A 22,267-nucleotide genomic window follows, 5' to 3' on the forward strand; every position below is an offset into this window, starting at 1 on the left:
GGCCACGATCCACATCGCGGTGATCAATCAATGGCTACGACACAGTTGATGGCGGGCCACCGGCCCGCCATCAACACTTCGAGACAGAGCCTAGGTCACCGGTGACCGTCGCTCCAATGAGTGTGAGTGACTTGATGTGGGAGCCGCTGAGCTGCAGCGTTTGCAACGTCGAACCGGTCAGATTGATGTGATGCTCGACGTGGCACGCCGTGAGGTGCAGAGCGTGCTCGAACTTGATGTTTTCCAGATCGATCGGACCAATGATCCGAGCGCCGTTGATCCGGATCCCGTGGGGATCGACATCAAGGTCTCGGTCGACCAAAACTTTGCGCAGCGCGGCAGCCGGTATCTGGCGCTTGGACCGCCACTTTTTGCCGCTGGCCGGATCTCGGGCAGTTGAGTCGGCAGCGAGATCTTCCGCGAGATCGATTCGCTCACCCCGCTTGGCTGCGGTGGTTAGCCGTTCCACCCACGATGCAACGTTGTCGGCCTCCACATGCAAAGTCACGGAGGTGATCGTTCCGTACCGGCCCGGTCGACGTGCCGATGTTCGCGAGACTGGTCACACCTTGCCCAATTCCTCAGCCGCGCTAGGGTTCTCCGCGGCTCTGCCGAGGTCCATGACCCTTCTGCTGCCACTCGTTGGCAGCTGGGGTGGTCGCCACGCGTGGCGACGGTCCGCCGGATCGGTCGTATACGATTAACGGGCGGGTCTGCCCCGAGAGCTGAGATACGCACCAATAGAATATTGCGAGAGGCTCAGCGCCGAACAGTATAGTCGCAGGTCAGCACAGCGTCGGCAGTGTTTGATCTCATAATCCATTGGTCGTGGGTTCGAGCCCCACTTAACCCGCCGACCAGCGGGTTTTCTCATTTCACGAGAGGTTTCGGTCTAGAACAGTGCTCTTCCACGGATGGACTATGGGAGTACGTTCTGGGTTGGGGACGCTCTCGCTGGACGATATCCGCGAGTTGAAGGACGACTTCGCGACGGAGTTGCGGCGAAAGAACCGCGCCCAGAAGACAGTCGACGTGTACCTCGTGCACATCGGGCACTTTGCGGAATGCCTGCTCTCGGAAGGGTTTCGACCGACGCGCCCGCGATCACCCGCAACCACATCGGCGGCTACGTCGAGGAACTGTTGACCAAGGCCAACAAGCGCACCGGTGAGCCATGTCTCCGCAGTGCGCACGAAGTACCGGAGTCTTCAGCAGTTCTTCAAATACCCGACGGCCGAGGAAATCGTCGAATCGGATCCGTTCAGCAAGATGAGCCCGCCCGAAGCACAGGACACGCTGGTCACGGTGCCAAGCCTGGACTCTCGACGTAGCCCGTTGAACGACCGGGCGTGTCTGGCAGCCCCGGGCGGCACTCGAAACGGTCGGATCCAAGATCCGCCTGCCCGATTACCGACGAAGGTTGTTCAATGAGGCACTAGGCAGAACCTTGTGATCGGGATGGTGTGCGTGAATTCCGGTCACCGTGAGTGTGAGCTCTCCAGCCATGACAATCGCTCCTTATGAGAGGGGTGAAAAGGACCGGACCGACAGCCCACCGAGGGCTCGTTTCCCGCCGTCGCCGGATGCCGAAACAGGTTGTGGCGGAGCGTCATCAACTGAATGCGATGACGGTTGAGCAGTAGAGGTTCAACGGAACAGCGGGTTGGACACTGTCGCGCGCTGGCCAGTACGATCCGCTCATGGCTGACGGGGGATCATCGAACAACCTTGCTGTTGTGCCCGAGAAGGTTCGTGATGTCGGAAAGTACGTCTACGAGCTGGCCGACACCTTGCGCACGGCGATGGACGCGGCGGCAAAAGAAGTGGGCCTGCTTCTCGACGGGGGCTGGACGGGAGCTTCAGCGACGGACTTCGCTGAGGGCTGGACCGATGTCAAGGACGGCGGAGGGCAGATCATGTCAGCGTTGACTGAGATGGCCGAAAAGCTCGGCGTCACCGCCGAAACATATGAGTCGGTTGACGAGGGCAACGCCTCGCCGCTGTACACGTCCGCTTCGAGTTTGGATCTGCCATGACCACGGAATTCTCCGTCGATCTCAACCATCTCGAAGAAATCGTTGCCCGCCTGTCGGGCCTGTCCGGATTTATTGCAGAGCACCTCGATGAGGTCGATAACCGGGTGGCAGGTTTGGCCGGCACCGGTTGGGAAGGTGTCGCCGCAGCCGCGTACGCGGAGGCACACAGTGAATGGGTCGCAGGTGCGCGCGAGTTCGCCGAAGGCATTCGCAACATGAGCGAGGCCGCAAAGAAGGCTCACGGCCGCTACACCACTGCGATCAGCACCAATCTGAAGATGCTGCAGGGTGAGTGAGGGTGCGGGTCAACTGGCCAACCTACTATGAGGCGGCCAAGAAGTGCCATGACCTCGCTACTGCTCTGCGTACGGCGGACAAGCCCGTTCACGACGCGATGAAGAACGACTGCGTCGGCATGGCTGGGGACGCCCCGGGCTGTAGGGAGTGGGGACAGGCGTTCGACCGTGCAGCGCTGACCACCGCGCAAACGTGCACGAACCTGGCCGACGCGCTCACCAACTTCGGTTACGTACTGTATGCGGCGGGCTACAATCTCGGCGTCAGCGATGTGGGTAAAACCAGTACTCAGCCACCTCGCCCGGATGTGCGGCCGGTTTCTCTGTACAAGGTGGATTTTCCGTCCTCGGTGGGGGACAACGGAAACGGCATAGAACGCGACGACAGTGTCGGGGTCGAAGCGGTCTTCGACGAGGTCGCCGGCCAGGTCGCCAAGGTATTCGGCAAGCTCCCCAACGGTAATACTTCGAAACTGTCCAAGGCTGAGTCGGTCTGGACAGCTTTCGCCCGCGAGGAGACCGTTACCGGTGCTGCATCCCAGATCAAGACCATTCTCGGTTTGTTCGACGGTGCTGATGACCCGAGCAGCAGCGAATACCAGAAGTCTCTGGAGTCGATCCGTGGACACCTGGGAACTCTCCAGACCGGTGCCACCCAGCTTGCCGCAGCGTCGCTGACCATGGCGAATCCGATCAAGGAGTACAACTCCAGCACCACCGAGGTGCGCGTCGACTTTGGAAACGCGATCAAGTCAGCGTTGATCGCGATCACCACCGCGCTCGCCGTCACCGCCGTGACCGCATGGTTCACCTTCGGGGCAAGCGTGGCTGTAGGCGGTGCGAGTGTCGCGGTGATCGGGGGCAACACGATTCGTGCCATCCAACTTGCCTACGACGCAAGCAAACTATATAAAGCGCTAGGCTGGACCACGGCTGCTGCAGCAGCCTACGTAGGCACCATGGCGGCCTTCAACGGTGTGCCCGACCTTAATTCGGCGTCGGCCGCACTTGCGGGGATTATCTCGCTGGTCCCGACGCTCGATGGCGCGGATGAGGACATCAACTCCAGCAATCCGAGCGGTGCGTTCACGTCCCCGTCGATGACCACGAAGGTCCCCCGGATTGCCAGCCACTACGGAGTTCCCGCGCAGGAAGTAAGAGAGGCGATCCATAGGATCAAGAATGCGGCCGCGTTTCGCGGAAACGGCGCCATGAGAAACCCGGACGTGGTTGTGGATTTGGAGTCGGGCGAAGTGTATCCGAAGAATTCCGATGGCTCGGTTTCCGAGGATAGTATTGGCAATATCCTCGATGAGCTGGGGGAGTAGAATGGCTCTCTACATCAAAGAATACGACGACCGATGGATTATGGATCCAATTCGCGGTGCCAAAGTTTCCGGCATCGATTGGCATGCTGATCGCATCGACATCCGCTTCGGCGGTATGGCCACACTGACCGTTGGATACGATGCCGAGCTTGCACCGCGCTCGCTATTGGAAGACAATCCGGATCGCCATCCGATAACATACTGGACCCGGGCCGATCTGGAGCGAAATCTGGCGTCGCCCATTGCTTCGCCTGTCTTTTTCAAGTCAGGTCGTGTGCGGCTCGGCTTCAGGAACGGTTGGAAGCTTTTTTCGTCGATTCACGACACTCCTACCACCCTGAAACTTGGGAACGACTGCATTTGGACACCGTCGGGACTCTCGACCTCTACGGAGTATCCGGTCCTCCAGATCGATAAATGGACGGGCATGGCGATCGAAGCCCCTCCATGGCCAGGACGGCCGAAGGACCTACACTTTGACGATTCCGATGACATCAATGAGTGAAGGCGTCGCCTTCGGGCAGGCGGATCTTGGATCCGACGGCGAAGTTGCGTGCAACATTAGCAGTGATTGATCTCACAATCCATTGGTCGTGGGTTCGAGCCCCACCCGCCCACTTGCAAGGCCTGAACTGGGAGAATCTCGGCGAACGGGCGCATGCGATCGAGCCGGCCGCCGAGGCGGTTGGCGCAACAGGATGGCTGTGACCTTTGGGTGTTGGGTATTACCGGCGCACCCGCTACTCTGCGAACAAGGAATTGGGGGTGGGTGAGTCATGGTCGATTTCGCGGCCGACGTATCGGGTCTCGCGGGATTCAAGCTGGATCTGCAAGATCTCGGCACGAACTTCACGACGAATGCTTCGCGACTGCTGCCGGGGGTGGCGCTGCCCGCCGGGACGGCGGGACTCATGGCCACACTGGGGCCCTCGATCGAGAAGCTCACGACGGCGCTCAGTTCGGCACATCAGAAAGATCTGTCCGCCCTCGGCACGCTCGGCGACAATCTCGCCACGGCGAGCACGAAATACCAAGCGACAGATGGTAACTCGGCGAAGCAGCTGAACCAGGCCGCGGCGACCGGGCTCGGTGACACGGGCGGATCCGGCACCAGTAACGCCGAAGGTGTCAAGCGGTTCAGCGGTTTGCAGTTGCCCAGCCTGCCGGACGTGTCGGAGGAGCAGTACGCGACGCGCCAGGTCGTGACCGCGGGCATCGCCTCGATCAGCAAATACGACGAGGCGCTGAGCCAGGCGATCGGTATCAAACCCGCAGCCGACTACCTGGTCCCGCTGGAAGCGGATTGGGAAGCGCTACAGGCCATCGGGAAGCGGATCGGGCTGCTCGGCATCAACGACTTCGTCGCCTCGGAGAATCTCACCGGCGGCACGCGCTGGTTGCAGAGTCTCTGGTCCGGCGAGGCGGCAACGGCCTTCGGCACCAGCTCGACCAGCCTCGGTCAATCGATCGCCGGGCGCAGCACCGACTTGGAGACCATCGCGAAGATCGTCGAGAACGGCGGCACGGTGCTCGACCGGCTGGTCTTCAATCAGACCATGGGACTGGTCAGTGGGCTCGCACAGCCGATGACCTACCTCAATTTCACCCTCCCGCTAGGGGAATGGGCGCAACTGATCAACGACCCGATGCGGGAATCGATTCGGTCGGAGATCACCGCAGCGGTCGATGCACTGAAGAAATCAGCCGAGTCCAGGAAAGGGGCGCTTACCACGATGCTCGAACGCATCTCCAAAGCGTTGGACTACACGCCGGGGCAAAGCGTACCCGCTTACAACGCAGGCGAATTCGAGGTTCCCGAGAAGGTCGTCGTCGATGTCGGCGCGCTCCGGTACGGGTATGGAAACAACATCTGGTGGGAGAGCAACATTGCATCCGCCGGCTGATCCCGCGATACCGTCCAGTCACCCGCAGTTCGGCTCCGATCGCAGCATTCTCAACCGATCCGAAGCAGGCCTGATCAGTACGACAACGGCCCCGTCCGTGCAGCTCTACTTCGATCACAAGGGCTACGACTTCGCCGGGGACATCCTGGACCAGTACCTGGCCTGTCACGGCCCCGACTACGAATACATCATTCGACCGGTCAATGTCGCTCAGATCGTCAAGACGGGAGCCATCAAAGCCGCCGTCGAGAGCCAGTTGACGTGGATCAAAGGTGAGGCCAAGCGGAATGGCGACCGCGGCGGCGCCGTGCAGGAAATCACCGCTGCCTGGGAACCGGTGGTGGTGACCGACGACTCCGATGTCGTACTGGCGCTGGGCACCTTCTCGGTGGCGGTCGGTAGTGACACCACCGTGCAGAAATCGGGCGACAAGCTGACAGCCGACATCCGGTATCGCGTCTATGTTTATGACTTGTACGACTTCGACAAGACCGTCGACTGGTGGTCCTCGGATCCGGAGTTGGCGGTCAAGAAAGGCCTCAACCACGATATGCGGCAACTCGAGGAAGCGGGCTGGGCGCGCAGTTTCAAAGCGCGCGGCAACACCGAATCGCTGGGTGACTACACGTGGTCGGGGGAACTGTGATGCGGCGAATCCGTTGGGCGCCGGTGTTGATCGGCTTGCTGGTGCTGACAGCGTGTGGCGACGACCCTGCTGATGATGTCGAGCGGATCGGGGGCTGCGGCGACATCCATTTCCCGGAGAGCGCGAAAGCGGTGACGGCCAAGGACGCGACGGCCGGCCTCAACGATCAGATCGTCGAGGTGGTCGTCGAACTACCGCGTGCCGACCTGGACTCCTTCAAAGCGAAGTCGCGTCTCGGCCAATTCCAAGCCGGGGTGCCGAGCAACTGGAAGAGTCAGTACTGGCAGGGCAGCGGTGTAGCGGACAAGCTACAGGCCGACGCCGGCAACGAGCATTACACCGAATGGGACGGCAAGAACGGGCGCCAGGTCGTTGTGCACGACCTCGGCGGCGACAAGAGCATGGTGTTCGCCCGGGGATTGTGCTGACAGCAGCCAAGAGCTGGGTCCCGCGCCCGAATCGTTGTCGAAAAGGCCTGCTGGGCAGGATGTTTCATAACTGGCTCGACTGAGGCGACATGAAGGAGCTGCGATGCGGGGCGAGTTGATGCGGGGTCGGATCACCGGGGGTTTCGCGGCGCTGCTTGTCGCGGTCGGGCTGGTTGTGAACGCGCCGGCTGGGGCGAGTCCGGGGACGTGTGCGGCGGGGAATCCGCTGGCGCCTACTGCTGAGCTTTTCGCGACGGATAACACCGCGACGATCACGGATCCCGCGGATCAGCGGTTGCGGACTCGGTTGGAGGGGTTCGAGGTGGCGGTGGGGGCCATTGCCGTGCAGAACGTGGGGTTGCCGGTGGGGTCGACGCTGGTGAGCGGGGTGTTCTGGTCGGAAGACCGGCAGGCGGCGACGTATGAGCGGTCGCGGGCGTTTCGGCTGGCTTGTGTTGATGCGGCGGAGTTGGAGCGGATCGCCGATCAGGTGCGGGTGCGGTTTCGGCAGGAGTCGGTGCTGACTTTCGAGCCCTTGGCGGCGAGTGATCCGGAGGTGGACGCGTTCGTCGCGGAGATTCCGGGGGTTGATGTGCGCCGGTTTCATGACGGGCTGGTCGGGGATAGGGTGGCGCGGGAGCGGCTGGTGGGTGGGTCGGTCACCGAGGGGGACACGCTGATTTTGGTGGCCGAGCCGGCGGATCTCGAGGTGGCGCGGGATTTCGTCGCCGGGCTGGGGGCGAGCTGGCCGGATGTGGTGCGGTACGGCGACCGGGAGTTCGTCGGATAGCAGGAAGAGCGGGGCCGAGGGCCTCGCTCTTCCCGGACTTCCTTCGGTCAGCGGTTCTGGTGGCTGTGCGTGCCGCCGAGGCGTTTGGCCTCGACGGGCTGCGCCGCGGCACCCTTCTTGCCGGCTTCGCTGGCGCGCTTCGGATCGTTGTCGAAGCTGCCGCTGCTGGCTTTGCCGCCCTGGCTGGCGATTTTTCGTTGTCGCTCCGGGTCCATTGCCGCGAAACCTCGTGGCGTAGCAGCCATTAAGTCCTCCGTTCGATGGTTGCGGAGTGGTGGCGGCTGGTTCTGCACCACCATCTCGGAGCTACCCGTACGGTTCGAGGGCAAACCTTCAGCGCTTCGGCGGCGGCATTTGGGTGAGCGCCCACTGTGCCCAGTCCTGGTTCATCGCGTAGAAACGCTTACCCCATTCCAGGGCGATGTGGCCGTAGATGGAGAACGGGTCGTCGTCCCATTCGATCGAGGTCTCCAGTTCCGTGAGCCGCGCACCGGCCTTGGTCATCCGGTCTTCGATGTCGCTGAGGTAGTCGTGGGCCTGGTCGTGTTCGAGCACCCCGAGGCAGAACACGCGCAGCAGCATGTCGTTGCGCGCCACCGGTTTCGGCTCGGTTTCGGTGAGCCAGCGCCGCACCTCGGCCAGCCCCGCCGCGGTGAGCGTGTACTCCTTGCGCCCGCGTGGCCCCTCGTCGGACACCTCGATCAGTCCGGTCTCGGCGAGTTTGGTGAGCTCGGTGTAGATCTGGCTCTGGGTGGCGGGCCAGACGTTGGCCAGTGAGTCCTTGAAGATTTGCAGCAGGTCGTAACCGCTGGCGGGCCCCTCGGCGAGCATGCCGAGCACGGCGTGTCGAAGACTCATGCCCGGATCATACATTCCAGTATTGACAGGTCGAGAACGCAGACTCTACATTCGACATGTCAAAACTGGAATGTCGAGGAGATCTCTGGACATGTCGTCTTTGCGCACTTTCGCTCCCTGGATCATCTTCGCGGTGGTCCCGCAGGCGTACTGGCAGTGGGCCGCGCTCGCCGCGGTGCTGGTCTCGGTACTGGAGCTCGGCATCCGGTTCCGGCAGGGGAGCAAGCCGGACGCCCTCGTGATCGAGTTCGGCACGGCGCTGTTCTTCCTCGCGATGACGGTGCTCGCCTTCGTGAACCCGGATACCGCGGTGCACCCCTACGTGCCGGCGCTGGCCAACGGCATGCTCACGATCATCGCGGGCGTGTCCCTGGCCATCGGGCTGCCGTTCACCCTTCCGATCGCGAAACAGACTGCGCCCGAGGAAGTCTGGGACGAGCCGCTGTTCATCCGGTTGAACTACGTGCTCACCACGGCGTGGACCGCCAGCTTCGCGATCGGCGCGGTCACGCTGGCCTTCCTCGCGCATTCGCCCGGCCCACGGTTCGCGGTCATGGTCGCCGTGTTCGTGATCCCGGTCGTGTTCACCGTCCGCTATGTCGCCCACGTCCAGGCCCGCGCCGAAGCCCTCGGCGCACCCGAGTAATTCAGATTGGTTGTGTCCCATGGCTGTTCCGCATCTGACCGGTAACTATGCCCCCGTCACCGAAGAAGTCACCGCTGTCGACCTGGCGGTCACCGGCAGCATCCCGCCCGAGCTGTCCGGCTGGTACCTGCGCAACGGCCCGAACCCGCCCGCCGCCGATTCCATCCACTGGTTCGCCGGTGACGGCATGGTGCACGGGGTGCGGATCGAGAACGGTCAGGCGGTGTCCTATCGAAATCGCTGGGTGCGCACCACGACCTTCACCGACGGCGCCGCGTCCTACGGCCCGCAGGGCCGCGATCTCGCGGCGGGAGTTGCCAATACGCACGTCATCCGGCATGCCGGTCGCACGCTGGCCCTGGTCGAATCGTCGTTCCCGTATGAGATCACCTGCGAGCTGGACACTCTGGGCCCGCACGACTTCGACGGCAAACTGACCACCGCGATGACCGCGCACCCGAAGACCTGCCCCAGCACGGGCGAACTGCACTTCTTCGGCTATGAGGTGATCGAGGCGCCCTATCTGACCTACCACCGCGCCGACGCCGCGGGCAATCTGGTCGTCAGCCGCCCGATCGACGTGCCCGCCGCGACCATGCACCACGACTTCAATCTCACCGCCGAGCATGTCGTATTCATGGACCTGCCAGTGCTTTTCGACATGGACACCGCGATGCACGGCGGTGGCATGCCGTTCCGCTGGCGCGACGACTACCAGGCCCGGCTCGGCGTGCTGCGCCGCGACGACCCGTACGGCGAGGTCCGCTGGTTCGCGATCGATCCCTGCTACGTCTTCCACAGCCTCAACGCCTACGACGAGCCGGGCCGAATCGTGCTGGAGGTCATGCGTTATCCGGACATGTGGCGCACCGACTCCGCCGAGATCGACGACGCCACGCTGTGGCGCTGGACCATCGATCTCGCCGCGGGCACCGTCGACGAACGTCAGATCGACGACCGCCCAGCCGAATTCCCGCGCATCGACGACCGCCTGACCGGCCTGCCCGCGCACTTCGGGCATGTCAGCACCGACACCGCCCTGGTGCGCTACGACCTGCGGACCGGAGCCGGCACCGCCCACGAATTCGGTGCGGGTCGCCGCCCGGGCGAGGCGGCCTTCGCGCCGGCCGACGAAACCCCGGGCGGTGCGGGCTATCTCATGACCTACGTCTACGACGCGAGCACCGACCGCAGCGATCTGGTGATCCTGGACGCGGACGACCTGAGCGCCCCGGTCGCGGCCATCCATCTGCCGCAACGCGTGCCGTTCGGCTTCCACGGCAGCTGGCTCGCCGATCACTGACCAGGTTTCGATCTCCAGCCCGGCGGCATTCTCCAAGAACGAATACTCTCGGAAAGGCAGCCGGGAAGGGGATCAGCAATGGGTCATGTCGAGCACGCCGCGGTCGGGAACGCGCCACGGGAATACTCCTTCGACTACGTCAACGATTATCGCAATGTGCCGGACTGGATGTTCGGGGTGAAGCACTTCACGCCGGTGGGGGAGCAGACCAGCGGGGTCGGCGCGGTGTTCGACACCGCGATCAATCTCGGTCCGATGACGCTGCATGTGCGTGGCGACGTCGTCGAGTGGGAAGAGAATTCGGTGATCGCGTTGCGTGCGGTCAAGGGCATCGAGGGCCGGATGCGCTGGCAGTTCGAGGCGCTGGGCGCGGACACCACAAAGATCAGTGTGGTGTGCGACTACAAGGTCCCCGGCGGGTTAGCCGGGCGTGCGCTGGACAAGGTGATCCAGGCCTTCATCGGGCCCGCCATCCGGTACACCGAGAAGCATCTGCGGCAGCAGATCGAATCCGGCTACAAGAAGGCGTCCAGCGCCTAGGCGATCAGCGCGTTCATGATCGTGCCGGCGCTGGTCGCGACCACGCCGCCGATCATGGCGCCCGCCACCATCTTCGGTGAATCCAGCCCGCCGCCGGTCCACTTCTCCCAGGCGAACTTGCCGCCCGCGAAAATGATCGCGGCGATGCCGGCCAGGAGGACGAACCAGGTGAAGTAGCTGACCATCTGCTGGAACTTGTCGGCTATCGGCGGAGCCAACGGCTCCGGATTGCCGACCTGGGCCAAAGTGTCGAACGCGGTCACCAGAATCATTGCCAGTGCTGCTCATTCCGCTCGGGCCGACGGGGTTTCCCGAAGATGATATCGCGAATCGACTGACCTTGGTTGTGCCGCAACCGAACTGTCAATGGGGCTGCCGGTGATCTCTCGGCCGAAGTGGGTATGCCTGCCCATGATGAGGGATTGCGTCGCGATGAGGAGTAGGTGGTGACATGCTGACAACGATCGGGGAGACCCTGCTCGCGCAGATCGGAAACCCGACCCCGGAGACGCCTCCGCTGTCCGACAAGATCATGACGATGGTCCGCTGGCTGACCTGGTTCGCCATCCTCTCGGGGATCGTCGCGATCATCTTCGCCGGCGGCAAGTTCGCCTGGGAGAAGTGGCAGGGCAGCGCACTGCAGTCGCCGAAGATGGTGGCGGGAGCCATGATCGGCGGCGTGGTCGCCACCAGCGCGGGGACCATCATGAACGCCCTCGTGGGCGCGTGAATCGGACAAAGTAAACGGGTTTTACTAAACACTGTTCACAACGGGCAGTGATTGTGGTTACATACTCTCCACTGGAACGTGTTCTACACAACGTTGTGAGGTCCGCAGCCCGGACCGGTAGGAGATAGCCGTGACCACATCCGTCCCCGCAGGATTCGACTTCACCGACCCCGACCTGCTCGCCCAGCGCTTGCCGGTCGAGGAATTCGCCGAGGCGCGCCGCACCGCGCCGATCCACTGGGTCCCCCAAGCGGGCAGCGGATTCCAGGACGACGGCTACTGGGCGGTCACCCAGCTCGAGGACATCAAGGAGATCTCGAAGACGCCCGAGGTCTACTCCTCCGAGGAGAACACCGCGGTCATCCGCTTCTACGGCGACATCCTGCGCGAGGAGATCGAGGTCCAGCGCTACCTGCTGCTGAACCAGGACCCGCCGCGGCACACCAAGCTGCGCCGCATCATCTCCAAGGGTTTCACCCCGCGCGCGGTGGAATCGCTGCGTGCGGCGCTGCGCGAACGCGCCGAGCGGATCGTGTGGGAGGCCAAGAAGACCGGCGGCGGCGACTTCGTCGAGCAGATCGCGTGTGAGCTGCCGCTGCAGGCGATCGCCGAACTCATCGGTATCCCGCAGGAGGATCGCGGCAAGATCTTCAAGTGGACCAACGAGATGATCTCCTACGACGACCCGTCCTTCGAAGGTGACCACAAGGTCGCCACCGCCGAGGTCATGGGCTACTCCTGGAATCTCGCCGAGGAGAAGCGCAAGTGCCCGGTCGACCTGGGCGGCGCGGAGGACATCATGTCCACGCTGCTGAACGCCGACGTCGAGGGCGAGTCGCTGGCCTCCGACGAATTCGCCTGGTTCGTCATCCTGCTCGCGGTCGCCGGCAACGAGACCACCCGCAACGCCATCACCCACGGCATGAAGGCCTTCGTCGACTTCCCCGAGCAGTGGGAGCTCTACCAGGCCGAACGCCCGCGCACCGCGCCGGACGAGATCGTCCGCTGGGCCACTCCGGTCATCGCCTTCCAGCGCACCCTGATGCAGGACACCGTGCTGTCCGGCCAGGAGATGAAGAAGGGTCAGCGGGTCGGCATGTTCTACAGCGCCGCCAACTTCGACGAGCGGCACTTCGAGAACCCCTACCAGTTCAACGTGCTGCGCAACCCGAACCCGCACGTCGGCTTCGGCGGCACCGGCACGCACTTCTGCGTCGGCGCCAACCTGGCCCGCCTGGAAATCGACCTGATGTTCAACGTCCTCGCCGACGTGATGCCGAACATCAAGCAGGTTTCCGAGCCGGTCCGCCTGCGCTCGGGCTGGCTCAACGCCATCAAGAGCTGGCAGGTCGAGTACAACTGACGCACCGATTCCGGCCGCACCGAGCTGCGGCCGGCATCGATCACGCTGTGGCGTGATCAGCGCAGCCGTGATGAGGTGGCGGAATGAGTGAGGCCAAGTCGCGCGGGCGCGCGCCGGTGGTGAGCGACGCCGATATCCGGCGGGTCGCCCGGATGTTGCTCACTTCCGAAGGCGTCGACGCGGTGACGTTGCGGGCGATCGCCCGCGAACTCGGGATCACCGCGCCGGCGCTGTACCGGCACTACAACTCTCGTGACGATCTGCTCGAACGGATGCGGCTGGACTACTGCGCCGAGCTGGCCGCGGAATTGGCCGACGAGATCGCGCCGCTGCCCGAAGACGGTGCGGAGCAGTTCTTCGCCATCTGCAAGGGTTTCCGGCGCTGGGCGCTGGCGCACACCAAGGAATTCACCCTGGTGTTCGCCTCGCCCGGCACCGGATCCGCGCCCATGATGCGCCGTTTCGACGAACCCTTCGGCCGCATCTTCCTGGCGGCCGCCGGGCGACTGCTGGCGACCTACGACGTGGTCACGCCGCCGACCGATGTCATCCCGGAGGAACTGCGCGAAGACCTCGTCCAGTTCCAAACCGAGCTGCTGGCAACCCTTTCCGAGTCCGAGCAGAAGTTCCCGGCGGAGAAGCTGGATCTCGGCGTCACCTACCTGATGATCCAGATCTGGGCCCGCCTGTACGGGCATGTCACCCTCGAGGTGTTCGGCAACTATCCGATCCCGGTGTCGCACCCGGAGATTCTGTTCGACGCCATACTCACGGATCTGGGGCGCAACGCCGGGCTCATCCCCGGCTGACCGTCAGCGCTTGGTCAGCCACTCCGCGAAACCGATCCCGACTGCCGCGCCGCCTTCGCCCACGCACAGCCCACCGGCGCGCAGCCGGCGGCCGAGAGTACCGGGAATCGGCACGGGCAGAGGCAAACCCGCGCGCCCGGTGTGCTCGCGGTAGATCCGGGCCGCGTCGGTGAACGTGATGACCTCGGGTCCGCCGATATCGGGAACGCGCCCGGCGGGGCCGGCTTCCACCGCGTCCACCAGTCGCGCGGCGACCCTGTCGACATCGATCGGCTGCGTATTCGCCGACACGCGCGGCGCGATCCGGAAACGGGTGGGGACCGAGACGAATTCCTCGATCAGATGATGGAACTGGGTGGCGCGCAACAAGGTCCACGGCACCGGTCCTTCGGCGACCACGCGCTCCTGAGCGACCTTGGCCTTGTAGTAGCCCAGCGGCACGAGATCACATCCGACGATGGATATCTCGACGTGGTGCGCGATCCCGGCCTGCTGCTCCGCCTCGAGCAGCGTGCGCACGCCGTCGACCAGCACCGAATCGAACTTGGATCGGGTGCCGACGGCATTGACGACCGCGTCGCACCCCGCCAGCGCCTGCTGCAGCCCCGCCCCGGTACTCAGATCAGCCGCCCGATGCTCATGCACCCCGTCCTTCGGCGCACTCCGGCTCACCACCCGAACCTCATGCCCCCGCGCGCTCAACTCCCGCACCACGGAACTGCCCAGCACTCCGGTCCCACCGACAACCGCCACCCGCATGTTTTCCACTCCCTCCAAACCACCCTGTCCGGTATCGCTGCACGTTACGGCCCCGACATCGCGCCCCTCAACGTGCGTCATCCCATATGTCGGATCCGCCACGTGCGCTTCCCCGCACCCCGCCCTCTCCGCTAGGGACTCCGGCCCGACCCATCCGACCCGGCGGTCACGACTGATGCCGTTCGGCTGGGGATCAGATGCGGGCGCCTTTGACGCGGTTGCAGGCGCGGCAGAGGATTTGGAGGTTGGAGGCGCTGGTGGCGCCGCCGCGGGACAGCGGGATGACGTGGTCGAATTCGAGGTAGTGGCTGCTGCCGCATTCGACGCAGCGACCGCCGTCGCGTTGCCAGACTTCGGCTTTCACCTCTTGCGGGATGCTGCGGGAGTCGCGCTGACCGGGGGTGAGGACCAGGCGTTTGGCGACGCGGAGGGCGCCCTCCAGGGCGGCCGCGACATAGTCCGGGTCGTCGACTTCGAAGCTGGCGCCGCCGCGGGCGGAGGTGGCCGAGAGCACGACCAGGTCCTCTTCGATGGCGACCGAAACCACGCGGCTCCAGGGGAGTTCGGTGCCCGCGGAGGTGCCGACGAAACGCAGCTTCTTGTTGCTCGCGATGAGCCGGCCCTCGCTGAGTTTGGGGCCGCGGGCCAGCTGGCGCACGTGGGTCGCGGGCAGGTCGAGATGCACGCGTTCTTCGGGATCCAAGTGCAGGCCGGGAGTGCGGATGGCGGGCAGCTCACCTTCGCGCAGCCGGGACAGCAGACGGCCCCGGGCCATGCGCCGGTGCAGGTCGTCGATGAGCGGGCCGGTGAGGTCCAGTTCGACGAGGGCGTCCTCGAACGCGTCGAATTCGGACTGCGCGATCTCGCCGTCGGCGAAGGCGAAGGTCACCAGTCGCTCCACGTAACTCAGCGCCGCGTCCCGCAGCGCGAGCCGGCCCGCGTCTTCCTCGATGCGCTGATACCGCAGCGACGCCCACAGCGCGTCCCACTCCGGTCCGCTCGGCCCCGAGGCGGTGAGCACGCGCCAAGCCTGGGTGTGCCAGTGGGTGAGGAACTCCTCGATCTCGGGCTCGCAGATCGCGCACGGCGCGAGCCGCCCGAACAGCTTGCGCCGCCGCGGATTTCCGCACCGATCACAATGCCGGGGATTCGAAGGTATCGGTTCACGCCAGGCCGAGGTCCACTCGACGCCATCCCACCACCGTAGTCGCGCGGCGTTCTCCGGATCCGGATGCCAGTCCGCCCGTTCCGGATTCGGCGGGGGAGCGGGCGGCGGTTCGGGAGCTTGGACGGTGCGGCGGCTGAGGTCGATCGGGCGCGTGGTCCGGTCAGGGTGGATTTCGTCGGCCGGGCGGGTGGTCTGGCCGTGGTGGGTCCCGTCGGTCGGGCGGGTGGTCTGGCCGTGGTGGGTCCTGTCGGTCGGGCGGGGGCTCCGATCGCGGGGTATCTCGTCGATCGGATAACCCGTGGCGGCTGGCAGGGGTGCTGGGTGGCGCGTGTTGCCGGTGTCGGCCGTGTGAGCGTAACCCGTTGTGGGAGCTGTGGATTCGGGTGACCGATGCGAGGGCATCCCGACCGGCGGGTGCTGGGCCGGTGTGGCCTGCCCTGCCGAGGCCGGTTCGCGGGTGTCGGCCAATGCGGTGGCGCCGGCGGACGGCGCCGCCACGTGCCGAGTGCCCGCTTCGGGAGCAGAGGATTCGTGGGAGCGCGAGGCTGCCGGGCTGGTGTGCCCATGATCGGCTGCGGGTTCGTCGATCTGCACACCGAATTCGCCGATCAGCCCGGCCAGCCCCTCGACCCACCCCTGCCCGATGGCGCGGAACTTCCAACGCCCGTCGCGCCGGTAGAACTCGCCGAACATCATGGCGGACACCGCGTCCGCGTCGGTGATCTCGTACTCCGCGACCGGCCCGTCGGCGTCGAACACGGTGACGGTCAGTCCGGCGACCGCTCCGAATGTCCCGTCGTCGAGGGAACCGCTGAGCACTATCCGGTCCACCTCGGCCTCGGTGCGGGGCAGCGACACACTCAACCGGGCAGTCCCTGGCCCGGGTTCCTGGTCGAGCGTGACGGCCTGGGATACATGGCGCGGGGCGTTGTAGAACACCAGGTCCCGATCCGTGCGCACCGTGCCCGCTTCGGTGAGCAGCAAGGCATGCGCGTCCACGACATGGGCCGACCGCCATGAAACGACCACGGCCAGTAGGGATGTCGGAACCGCTGTGTTGGCGCCTTTGCTGAGTTTCATCGTGTCCGAAATACTGCCACGCCCCACCGACACGCCGAATTCCCCGACCCTTTCCCTCGGCGCTGCGGACCGTCCGCCGGTCCGGCACAGTGGAGGTATGACCAGTCCGCTGGGCCCCCGCCGCCGGAAGCCGATCCCGAAGCCGCCACCGCCATCGAGCCCCCGCCGATCCGGCCCGGCCGAGCTCATGGCTGCCGCGCAGGCCGCCGTCGAAGCCGCGCAGGCGGCCGCGGGTCAGGCGCTGGAGACCGCCCAGCTCACCGCGGGCCACGCCTTCGACGCCGCGGTCCGGCTCCCGCCCGCCTCGGCGCAATTGGTCGCCCAGCTTCCGGACCTGGTCGAGAACCTGGCCACCGCCGTCGATCGCCTCAACACCACCATCGACCGCCTGGACCGCACGCTCGCCCTCGCCGACCCCGCCTTCGCCGCCTACGACCGGCTCCTGCCACGCCTGGAGGCGATGATCTCGATGGGCGAGGACGTCTTCGGAGCGCTCGCCAAACTCCCGGGTGTCTCGCTGCTCGGCAAAGTCACCGGCTTCACCGCGAAACCCGAGTCCGCACCGGATGCGAAGCCCGGCAAGAGCCGCAAGAAGTAGGGCGCAATACCGGAAGCGATGGGGCGCTGCGGGATTCGCGGGCGGATTGTTGACTATCGCACAATCGCCACCAAGCAAGTGCTTGGCTTGATAACGTCGGAAGGGCAGGAGGAGGTGTCGGGATCGGTCGAGAGGCCGCGACCAGCACGCCGTTCGGGTCCGCGTATCGCGTGACCGTCGGAGATATCAATGGGGATGTGACCGGGGACAAGTCAGCTTTTCGTGTCGTCGCGCGCCGCCGCCGTTTCTCCGGCATCGTGACAGATCAAGGACGGCACCATGAGCGAAACCAAGCAGACGCAGGACCTCGACCACCCGCTGTTCGTCGCGGCTCGCGCCTATACGAACTACTTCACGCCCACCGTCACCGGGCTGGAGAATCTGCCCACCTCGGGCCCCGCGCTCGTGATCGGGAATCATTCGTCGATCTATTGGATGCCGGAGGTGTGGATCACCTTCATGGCGATGCTGGGGCACCGGCCGGACGAACCGTCGTTCGGGGTGGCGCACGATGTCGTGCTGGGCGCACCGATTCTCGGCGACGCCATCCGGCAATTCGGCGTCATCCCGGCGAACAAGGAGGCCGCCGCGGCGGGCCTCAAGGACGGTGGCGCGGTCCTGGTCTACCCCGGCGGCGACTGGGAAGCCTGCCGCCCCTGGACCGATCGCGGCAAGATCAATTTCGCGGGTCGCAAGGGCTTCATCCGTCTCGCCCTGGAACTGGGCGTCCCGGTGATCCCCGCCGTCGCCAACGGCGGTCACGATTCCATCTTCGTGCTCAGCCGCGGTGAACGGTCCGCCAAGCTGCTGCAACTGGACAAGCTGTTCCGCGCCAAAGTCTTTCCCTACACGGTGGGTGTCCCCTTCGGCGTCGCGCCGATCCTGCCGCAGCTCCCGCTCCCGGCCACGGTCGACGTCAGCTTCCTGCCCGCCCTGGACTGGTCCACCCAGCCCGGCGACCCGGAGGACACCGACCTCGTCGACACCCACTTCACCCACACCGTCGAGGTCATGCAGACCGAACTCGATCGCCTTCGCGCCGCCACTCCCCACCCGGTGGCCACCGGCATCAAGAACCACCTCGCGGGCCTGCCCGGCCCCCTCTCGGCCCTGGCCACCCTGGTTTCCTGATCAGCGGCGCAGCGCGCGGTAGGGGGCGGCGGCCTTGAGGAGGACCTCGTGGTACTCGGCGTGGGGGTCGGAATCGAGGACGATCGCGCCGCCCGCGCCGATGCGCCAATGGCCGTCGTGGCGGACGGCGGTGCGGATGACGATGTTCAGATCCGCGGTGCCGCCCAGGCCGAGGAAGCCGATGGTGCCCGAATAGACCCCGCGCGCTTCGGTTTCCAGCTCGTCGATGATCTCCATGGTGCGCAGCTTCGGCGCGCCGGTCATCGAGCCGCCCGGGAAACACGCACGGACGCAATCGATTACGTCGACGTCGGCGCGCAGTGTGCCGCGCACCGTGGAAACCAGTTGGTGCAGTGTTGTGTACGTCTCGGTGGCCATCAGGTTCGGCACGTGCACGCTGCCGATCTGGCAGACCCGGCCCAGGTCGTTGCGCAGCAGGTCGACGATCATCAGGTTCTCGGCGCGGGTCTTGGGGTCGGACGCCAACTCCCGGCGCAGGCGTTCGTCCTCGGCGGGGGTCGCGCCGCGCGGCGCGGTGCCCTTGATCGGCTTGCTCTCCACGGTCCGCGCCCGATCGATCCTGAGGAAGCGTTCCGGTGAGGAGCAGGCGATATCGAGGTCGTCGAAGCGCAGGTACGCCGCGTACGGTGCCGGGTTGCAGCGGCGCAGAGTCCGGTAGAAATCCAAGCCGTCGGCAGCGTCGGCGGCCACGGTCACGCCATCGGTCAGGCAGATCTCATAGGACTCGCCCGCCCGCAGCTTGTCCAGGCACACCGCGATATCCGCGAGGTACTGGGCACGCCCGCGGGTGAGCAACCCCTCGACCGCGCCGAGATCGGAATCCACCTCGAGTTCAGGTGGATTCGCCCAGGTGGGCAGCGCCTCCAGGACTTCGCGGGTATCGCGCAGCCAGTCCGCGGTCGCGTCGCGCGCCAGCTCCGACCGCGGATCGGTGAGCGCGAGCAGATGCGTCTGCCCGGTCACGTGGTCGACCACGACGAGCCGGTCGGCGAAGATCCACTGCGCGTCCGGCACCGCCGAACGGTGCACCGTGCCCGCCCCGCAATCGGCCTTCACCTCATACCCGAGATAGCCGACATACCCGCACGCGAAATCGAAAGGCAGCTCCGGTATCTCGGCCTTGCGCCAGCGCAGCTGCTGAGCCAGGTAGCTCAGGACGTCCCCCTGCTCGGTGTGCCGCTCACCGTCCGCGGTCTCCACCACGACCGAGCCGTCGCCGACCCGATAGCGCACCACCTCCGCGTACGGACCGCTCGCGTCCCCGAGGAAGGAGAACCGATCCAAGCCGGGCTCCACATGCTCACTGTCGAGCCAGAACGCCGTGGAAGATTCGCGATAGAGCCGAAGGAACGCCGCCTCGGTATCGATCGCCCGCTCGATCACCTGATGCCGCACCTGCCACGGGCGGCCGAATTCGCCCAGCCGGTAGGGAGTTTCAGCTGGGCCGTCCAGCGGGGAACGCCACACCTCCGGCACGGTCCCCGGACCCACCGCGGGCCCGACTGCGTCGGAATGTAAATCGCCAGAGCTGGGGGCGGTCATTGTGCCGGCGCGAGGGCGGCATGCCGCGGGATCGACGGCGGCAAGGCTGCCCGACTCGGCGGGACCCGCGAATTGTCGTACTGCGGACCCGCCGGGCACCGGGATGATCGCGCCGGGTTGCGGGTAGCGAGTGGGCGGATCCAGTGCTTCGAAGCGGTCGGCGGTTGGTAGATGATCGCTGACGTTGCTCAGGATCCGGTGCGCGGCAGTCAGTTCCGCGAAATTGCGGAGCAGCGTCGCGCCGTACTCCCCGGCGATGGATTCGGGGTGGAATTGGACGCCCCACTGGGGCCGGGTTCGATGCCGGACTCCCATGATCACCCCGTCGGGGGTGGTGGCGGTGATTTCCAGACTGTCGGGCAAAGGCTCCAGTGCGCACAGCGAGTGATACCGGACGACCGTGAAATCCTGGGGTAGTCCCGCGAACAGGTCCCGTTGGTCGTGGCCGACCCGATCCAGATATCCGTGCCGCGCCGCCGGGGCGCGCCCGACCACTCCGCCCGCCGCGACCACAATGCCCTGGTGCCCCAGGCAAACCCCGAGCAAGGGCAGCTCGGTTTCCCGGATCACCGCCGCGGAGATGCCGATATCTCGTTCCACATCGGGTCGGCCGGGGCCGGGCGAGACGACAACATTGTCGAAACCGGAAAGCCCCAGCTCCGCCACGGTCTCCACGGCATCGTTGCGCACGACGGTCGGCTCGACCCCGTTCACCTCACTGATCAGCTGATACAGGTTGTAGGTGAACGAGTCGTAGTTGTCGATGAGCAGCGTGCGCATGGTGTGCAAAACCCTACGCCGGGCCCGGGCGGGCTAACTGTTGTCACTTGCCTTCAGTTACTCCGGACTCGTGGTGCACAATGTGGGCATGTCTGATGCGCAACCGGCCGGAGTGGATCCTGACGTCGTCGATTTCGCCGTCGTCGGGAAGTGGATGGATGAGCAGGGGTTGCCTGGCGCGACTTTCGAGGAGGTGCGCGCGCTCGGCGGCGGCACCCAGAACATCATGCTGCGCTTCACCCGGGGCGGCCGCGATTACGTGCTGCGGCGCGGCCCGAAGCACCTGCGCGCCAAGAGCAACGAGGTGATCCGCCGCGAGGCTCGTCTGCTCGGTGCGCTCGACGGCACCGGGATCCGGGCACCGCGCGTGATCGCCGCCTGCCCCGACGAGTCCGTGCTCGGCGCCGTCTTCTACCTGATGGAACCGATCACCGGCTTCAACCCGCAGAACGAAATGCCCGAACTGCACGCCGGCGACCCGGAGGTCCGCCGGCAGATGGGTCTGTCGGCGGTCGAGGCCATCGCCCGGCTCGGCATGCTCGACTACGAGAAACTGGGCCTGGCCGATTACGGCAAGCCCGCGGGCTTCCTGGAACGCCAGGTTCCGCGCTGGCTGGGCGAGCTCGACTCCTACTCGGCCAACGAGGGATACCCCGGGCCGGAGATCCCCGGCGTGCGGGAAGTCGGCGACTGGCTGGAGCGCAACCGCCCCACCGAGTGGCGCGCGGGCATCCTGCACGGCGACTGTCATCTCGCCAACATGATGTTCGAGTTCGACAGTCCGCGGGTCGCGGCGATGGTCGACTGGGAGATGTCCACCATCGGGGACCCGCTGCTCGACCTCGGCTGGCAGATCGCCACCCGCCCGGAACCCGGCACCACCATCGGCTCGCTGACCGGCAAACTCGGCACTGTCGGCGGCCTGCCGACGCCGGCGGAGATGGTCGCGCACTACGGCGAATTCTCCGACCGCGACCTGTCCGCCGTCGACTGGTACACCGTGCTGGCCTGCTTCAAGCTCGGCATCGTGCTGGAGGGCACCTACGCCCGCGCGTTCGCGGGCAAGGCGCCCAAGCAAGTCGGCGACTTCCTGCACGCGTGCACCCTCGAACTCTTCGAGCGGGCGCACCGCGTAATGCAGTAGATCTCAGGTCCTTCGAGCGCGACGAACAGATCCGGCGCGGCCGCACCAGCGGCCACGCCGGATTTTTTGTTGTCCGGCCATGCCTCCCGGAGCAACTTGGGTTGACTATCTAGAATTGTCAACTAAGGTTGCTTACATGTCCGACCTGGAGATCCCCGACGCCACCGATCCCGCCGGCCGCCTCGCGGCGGTGGTCGCCCTGCGGCGCCTGGCCGATCGGCTGGAAGACCTCGCCGTCGAGGAGGCGATGCGGGCGGGCTGGGGCTGGCCGCAGGTGGCCGAGGCGCTCGGCGTCACCCGTCAGGCAGTGCACAAGAAACACGCCAAGCGGCTGATCGCCGCCGGCGTCCGGCTGAGGAGGCGCTGA

General features: G+C 65.5%; 25 protein-coding genes. 18 read left to right on the forward strand and 7 right to left on the reverse strand.

What is annotated here, in order from left to right; all coding sequences use genetic code 11:
- Positions 1-70: 70 nt before the first annotated feature.
- A complete protein-coding gene (locus AB0M14_RS34165; protein ID WP_365003073.1) occupies positions 71-508 on the reverse strand; it encodes a hypothetical protein in 438 nt (145 codons plus the stop codon).
- Between the two features lie 1,192 nt (positions 509-1,700).
- On the opposite strand from AB0M14_RS34165, the gene AB0M14_RS34170 reads away from it, so the two are divergent.
- From AB0M14_RS34170 to AB0M14_RS34205, 8 genes are all read left to right on the forward strand, one after another.
- Complete coding sequence (locus AB0M14_RS34170; RefSeq protein ID WP_365003075.1) at positions 1,701-2,036, forward strand: ESX-1 secretion-associated protein; 336 nt, start codon at positions 1,701-1,703, stop codon at positions 2,034-2,036.
- The gene (locus tag AB0M14_RS34175) at positions 2,033-2,332 is read left to right on the forward strand and encodes a WXG100 family type VII secretion target (protein WP_365003078.1); all 300 of its coding nucleotides are present in this window, start codon (positions 2,033-2,035) and stop codon (positions 2,330-2,332) included. The genes AB0M14_RS34170 and AB0M14_RS34175 overlap by 4 nt, the downstream gene beginning before the upstream one ends.
- A gap of 2 nt (positions 2,333-2,334) precedes the next feature.
- Entirely contained in the window at positions 2,335-3,660 is a 1,326-nt protein-coding gene (locus AB0M14_RS34180) for a hypothetical protein (RefSeq protein WP_365003081.1), read from the forward strand.
- Position 3,661: 1 nt separating this feature from the next.
- Entirely contained in the window at positions 3,662-4,165 is a 504-nt protein-coding gene (locus tag AB0M14_RS34185; RefSeq protein ID WP_365003083.1) for a hypothetical protein, read from the forward strand.
- Positions 4,166-4,541: 376 nt separating this feature from the next.
- The gene (locus tag AB0M14_RS34190) at positions 4,542-5,564 is read left to right on the forward strand and encodes a hypothetical protein (RefSeq protein ID WP_365003085.1); all 1,023 of its coding nucleotides are present in this window, start codon (positions 4,542-4,544) and stop codon (positions 5,562-5,564) included.
- 97 nt (positions 5,565-5,661) lie between these two features.
- Entirely contained in the window at positions 5,662-6,210 is a 549-nt protein-coding gene (locus AB0M14_RS34195; RefSeq protein WP_365003088.1) for a hypothetical protein, read from the forward strand.
- Positions 6,210-6,638, forward strand: a complete 429-nt coding sequence (locus tag AB0M14_RS34200) for a hypothetical protein (RefSeq protein WP_365003091.1) — start codon at positions 6,210-6,212, stop codon at positions 6,636-6,638. Before AB0M14_RS34195 ends, AB0M14_RS34200 begins: the two co-directional genes overlap by 1 nt.
- A 103-nt stretch (positions 6,639-6,741) precedes the next feature.
- The gene (locus tag AB0M14_RS34205; RefSeq protein WP_365003093.1) at positions 6,742-7,428 is read left to right on the forward strand and encodes a hypothetical protein; all 687 of its coding nucleotides are present in this window, start codon (positions 6,742-6,744) and stop codon (positions 7,426-7,428) included.
- A 47-nt stretch (positions 7,429-7,475) separates the two neighbouring features.
- Here AB0M14_RS34205 and AB0M14_RS34210 read toward each other — a convergent pair whose 3' ends face one another.
- Both AB0M14_RS34210 and AB0M14_RS34215 read right to left on the reverse strand, forming a co-directional pair.
- Positions 7,476-7,727 (reverse strand): general stress protein, encoded by a 252-nt coding sequence (locus tag AB0M14_RS34210; protein WP_365003096.1) that lies wholly within the window; start codon positions 7,725-7,727, stop codon positions 7,476-7,478.
- Between the two features lie 34 nt (positions 7,728-7,761).
- The gene (locus tag AB0M14_RS34215) at positions 7,762-8,286 is read right to left on the reverse strand and encodes a PadR family transcriptional regulator (protein WP_365003099.1); all 525 of its coding nucleotides are present in this window, start codon (positions 8,284-8,286) and stop codon (positions 7,762-7,764) included.
- A 91-nt stretch (positions 8,287-8,377) separates the two neighbouring features.
- Between AB0M14_RS34215 and AB0M14_RS34220 the strand changes: the two genes are divergently transcribed.
- The 3 genes from AB0M14_RS34220 to AB0M14_RS34230 all read left to right on the forward strand — a co-directional run bounded on the left by AB0M14_RS34220 (position 8,378) and on the right by AB0M14_RS34230 (position 10,775).
- Complete coding sequence (locus AB0M14_RS34220; protein ID WP_365003102.1) at positions 8,378-8,932, forward strand: hypothetical protein; 555 nt, start codon at positions 8,378-8,380, stop codon at positions 8,930-8,932.
- A 19-nt stretch (positions 8,933-8,951) separates the two neighbouring features.
- Positions 8,952-10,235, forward strand: a complete 1,284-nt coding sequence (locus tag AB0M14_RS34225) for a carotenoid oxygenase family protein (RefSeq protein WP_365003105.1) — start codon at positions 8,952-8,954, stop codon at positions 10,233-10,235.
- A gap of 78 nt (positions 10,236-10,313) precedes the next feature.
- Positions 10,314-10,775 carry an SRPBCC family protein gene (locus AB0M14_RS34230; protein WP_365003107.1) on the forward strand — a complete coding sequence of 154 codons (462 nt, stop codon included), beginning with the start codon at positions 10,314-10,316 and terminating at the stop codon, positions 10,773-10,775.
- Here AB0M14_RS34230 and AB0M14_RS34235 read toward each other — a convergent pair.
- Complete coding sequence (locus tag AB0M14_RS34235) at positions 10,772-11,047, reverse strand: hypothetical protein (RefSeq protein WP_365003109.1); 276 nt, start codon at positions 11,045-11,047, stop codon at positions 10,772-10,774. The two genes, AB0M14_RS34230 and AB0M14_RS34235, sit on opposite strands and share 4 nt — an antisense overlap.
- Positions 11,048-11,226: 179 nt before the next feature.
- Between AB0M14_RS34235 and AB0M14_RS34240 the strand changes: the two genes are divergently transcribed.
- The 3 genes from AB0M14_RS34240 (at position 11,227) to AB0M14_RS34250 (ending at position 13,677) form a co-directional block, all read left to right on the forward strand.
- Positions 11,227-11,505, forward strand: coding sequence for a hypothetical protein (locus tag AB0M14_RS34240; RefSeq protein WP_365003112.1), 279 nt, complete (start codon positions 11,227-11,229; stop codon positions 11,503-11,505).
- A gap of 130 nt (positions 11,506-11,635) precedes the next feature.
- Positions 11,636-12,868, forward strand: a complete 1,233-nt coding sequence (locus AB0M14_RS34245; protein WP_365003114.1) for a cytochrome P450 — start codon at positions 11,636-11,638, stop codon at positions 12,866-12,868.
- Between the two features lie 83 nt (positions 12,869-12,951).
- Positions 12,952-13,677, forward strand: coding sequence for a TetR/AcrR family transcriptional regulator (locus AB0M14_RS34250; RefSeq protein ID WP_365003118.1), 726 nt, complete (start codon positions 12,952-12,954; stop codon positions 13,675-13,677).
- Between the two features lie 3 nt (positions 13,678-13,680).
- Here AB0M14_RS34250 and AB0M14_RS34255 read toward each other — a convergent pair whose 3' ends face one another.
- Both AB0M14_RS34255 and AB0M14_RS34260 read right to left on the reverse strand, forming a co-directional pair.
- Positions 13,681-14,436 carry an NAD(P)H-binding protein gene (locus AB0M14_RS34255; protein ID WP_365003121.1) on the reverse strand — a complete coding sequence of 252 codons (756 nt, stop codon included), beginning with the start codon at positions 14,434-14,436 and terminating at the stop codon, positions 13,681-13,683.
- A 193-nt stretch (positions 14,437-14,629) separates the two neighbouring features.
- Positions 14,630-16,684 carry a TerD family protein gene (locus AB0M14_RS34260; RefSeq protein ID WP_365003124.1) on the reverse strand — a complete coding sequence of 685 codons (2,055 nt, stop codon included), beginning with the start codon at positions 16,682-16,684 and terminating at the stop codon, positions 14,630-14,632.
- Positions 16,685-16,781: 97 nt separating this feature from the next.
- On the opposite strand from AB0M14_RS34260, the gene AB0M14_RS34265 reads away from it, so the two are divergent.
- Positions 16,782-17,282, forward strand: coding sequence for a hypothetical protein (locus tag AB0M14_RS34265; RefSeq protein ID WP_365003128.1), 501 nt, complete (start codon positions 16,782-16,784; stop codon positions 17,280-17,282).
- A gap of 279 nt (positions 17,283-17,561) precedes the next feature.
- Complete coding sequence (locus AB0M14_RS34270; RefSeq protein WP_365003131.1) at positions 17,562-18,413, forward strand: lysophospholipid acyltransferase family protein; 852 nt, start codon at positions 17,562-17,564, stop codon at positions 18,411-18,413.
- Here AB0M14_RS34270 and pabB read toward each other — a convergent pair whose 3' ends face one another.
- Positions 18,414-20,756, reverse strand: a complete 2,343-nt coding sequence (pabB, locus tag AB0M14_RS34275; protein ID WP_365003134.1) for an aminodeoxychorismate synthase component I — start codon at positions 20,754-20,756, stop codon at positions 18,414-18,416.
- A gap of 88 nt (positions 20,757-20,844) precedes the next feature.
- Between pabB and AB0M14_RS34280 the strand changes: the two genes are divergently transcribed.
- Both AB0M14_RS34280 and AB0M14_RS34285 read left to right on the forward strand, forming a co-directional pair.
- On the forward strand, positions 20,845-21,900 hold the full coding sequence (locus AB0M14_RS34280; protein WP_365003136.1) for a phosphotransferase family protein: 1,056 nt from the start codon (positions 20,845-20,847) through the stop codon (positions 21,898-21,900).
- Positions 21,901-22,036: 136 nt separating this feature from the next.
- Entirely contained in the window at positions 22,037-22,267 is a 231-nt protein-coding gene (locus tag AB0M14_RS34285; RefSeq protein WP_365003139.1) for a hypothetical protein, read from the forward strand.

It is taken from the genome of Nocardia sp. NPDC051832, assembly GCF_040681285.1.
Lineage (GTDB): Bacteria > Actinomycetota > Actinomycetes > Mycobacteriales > Mycobacteriaceae > Nocardia.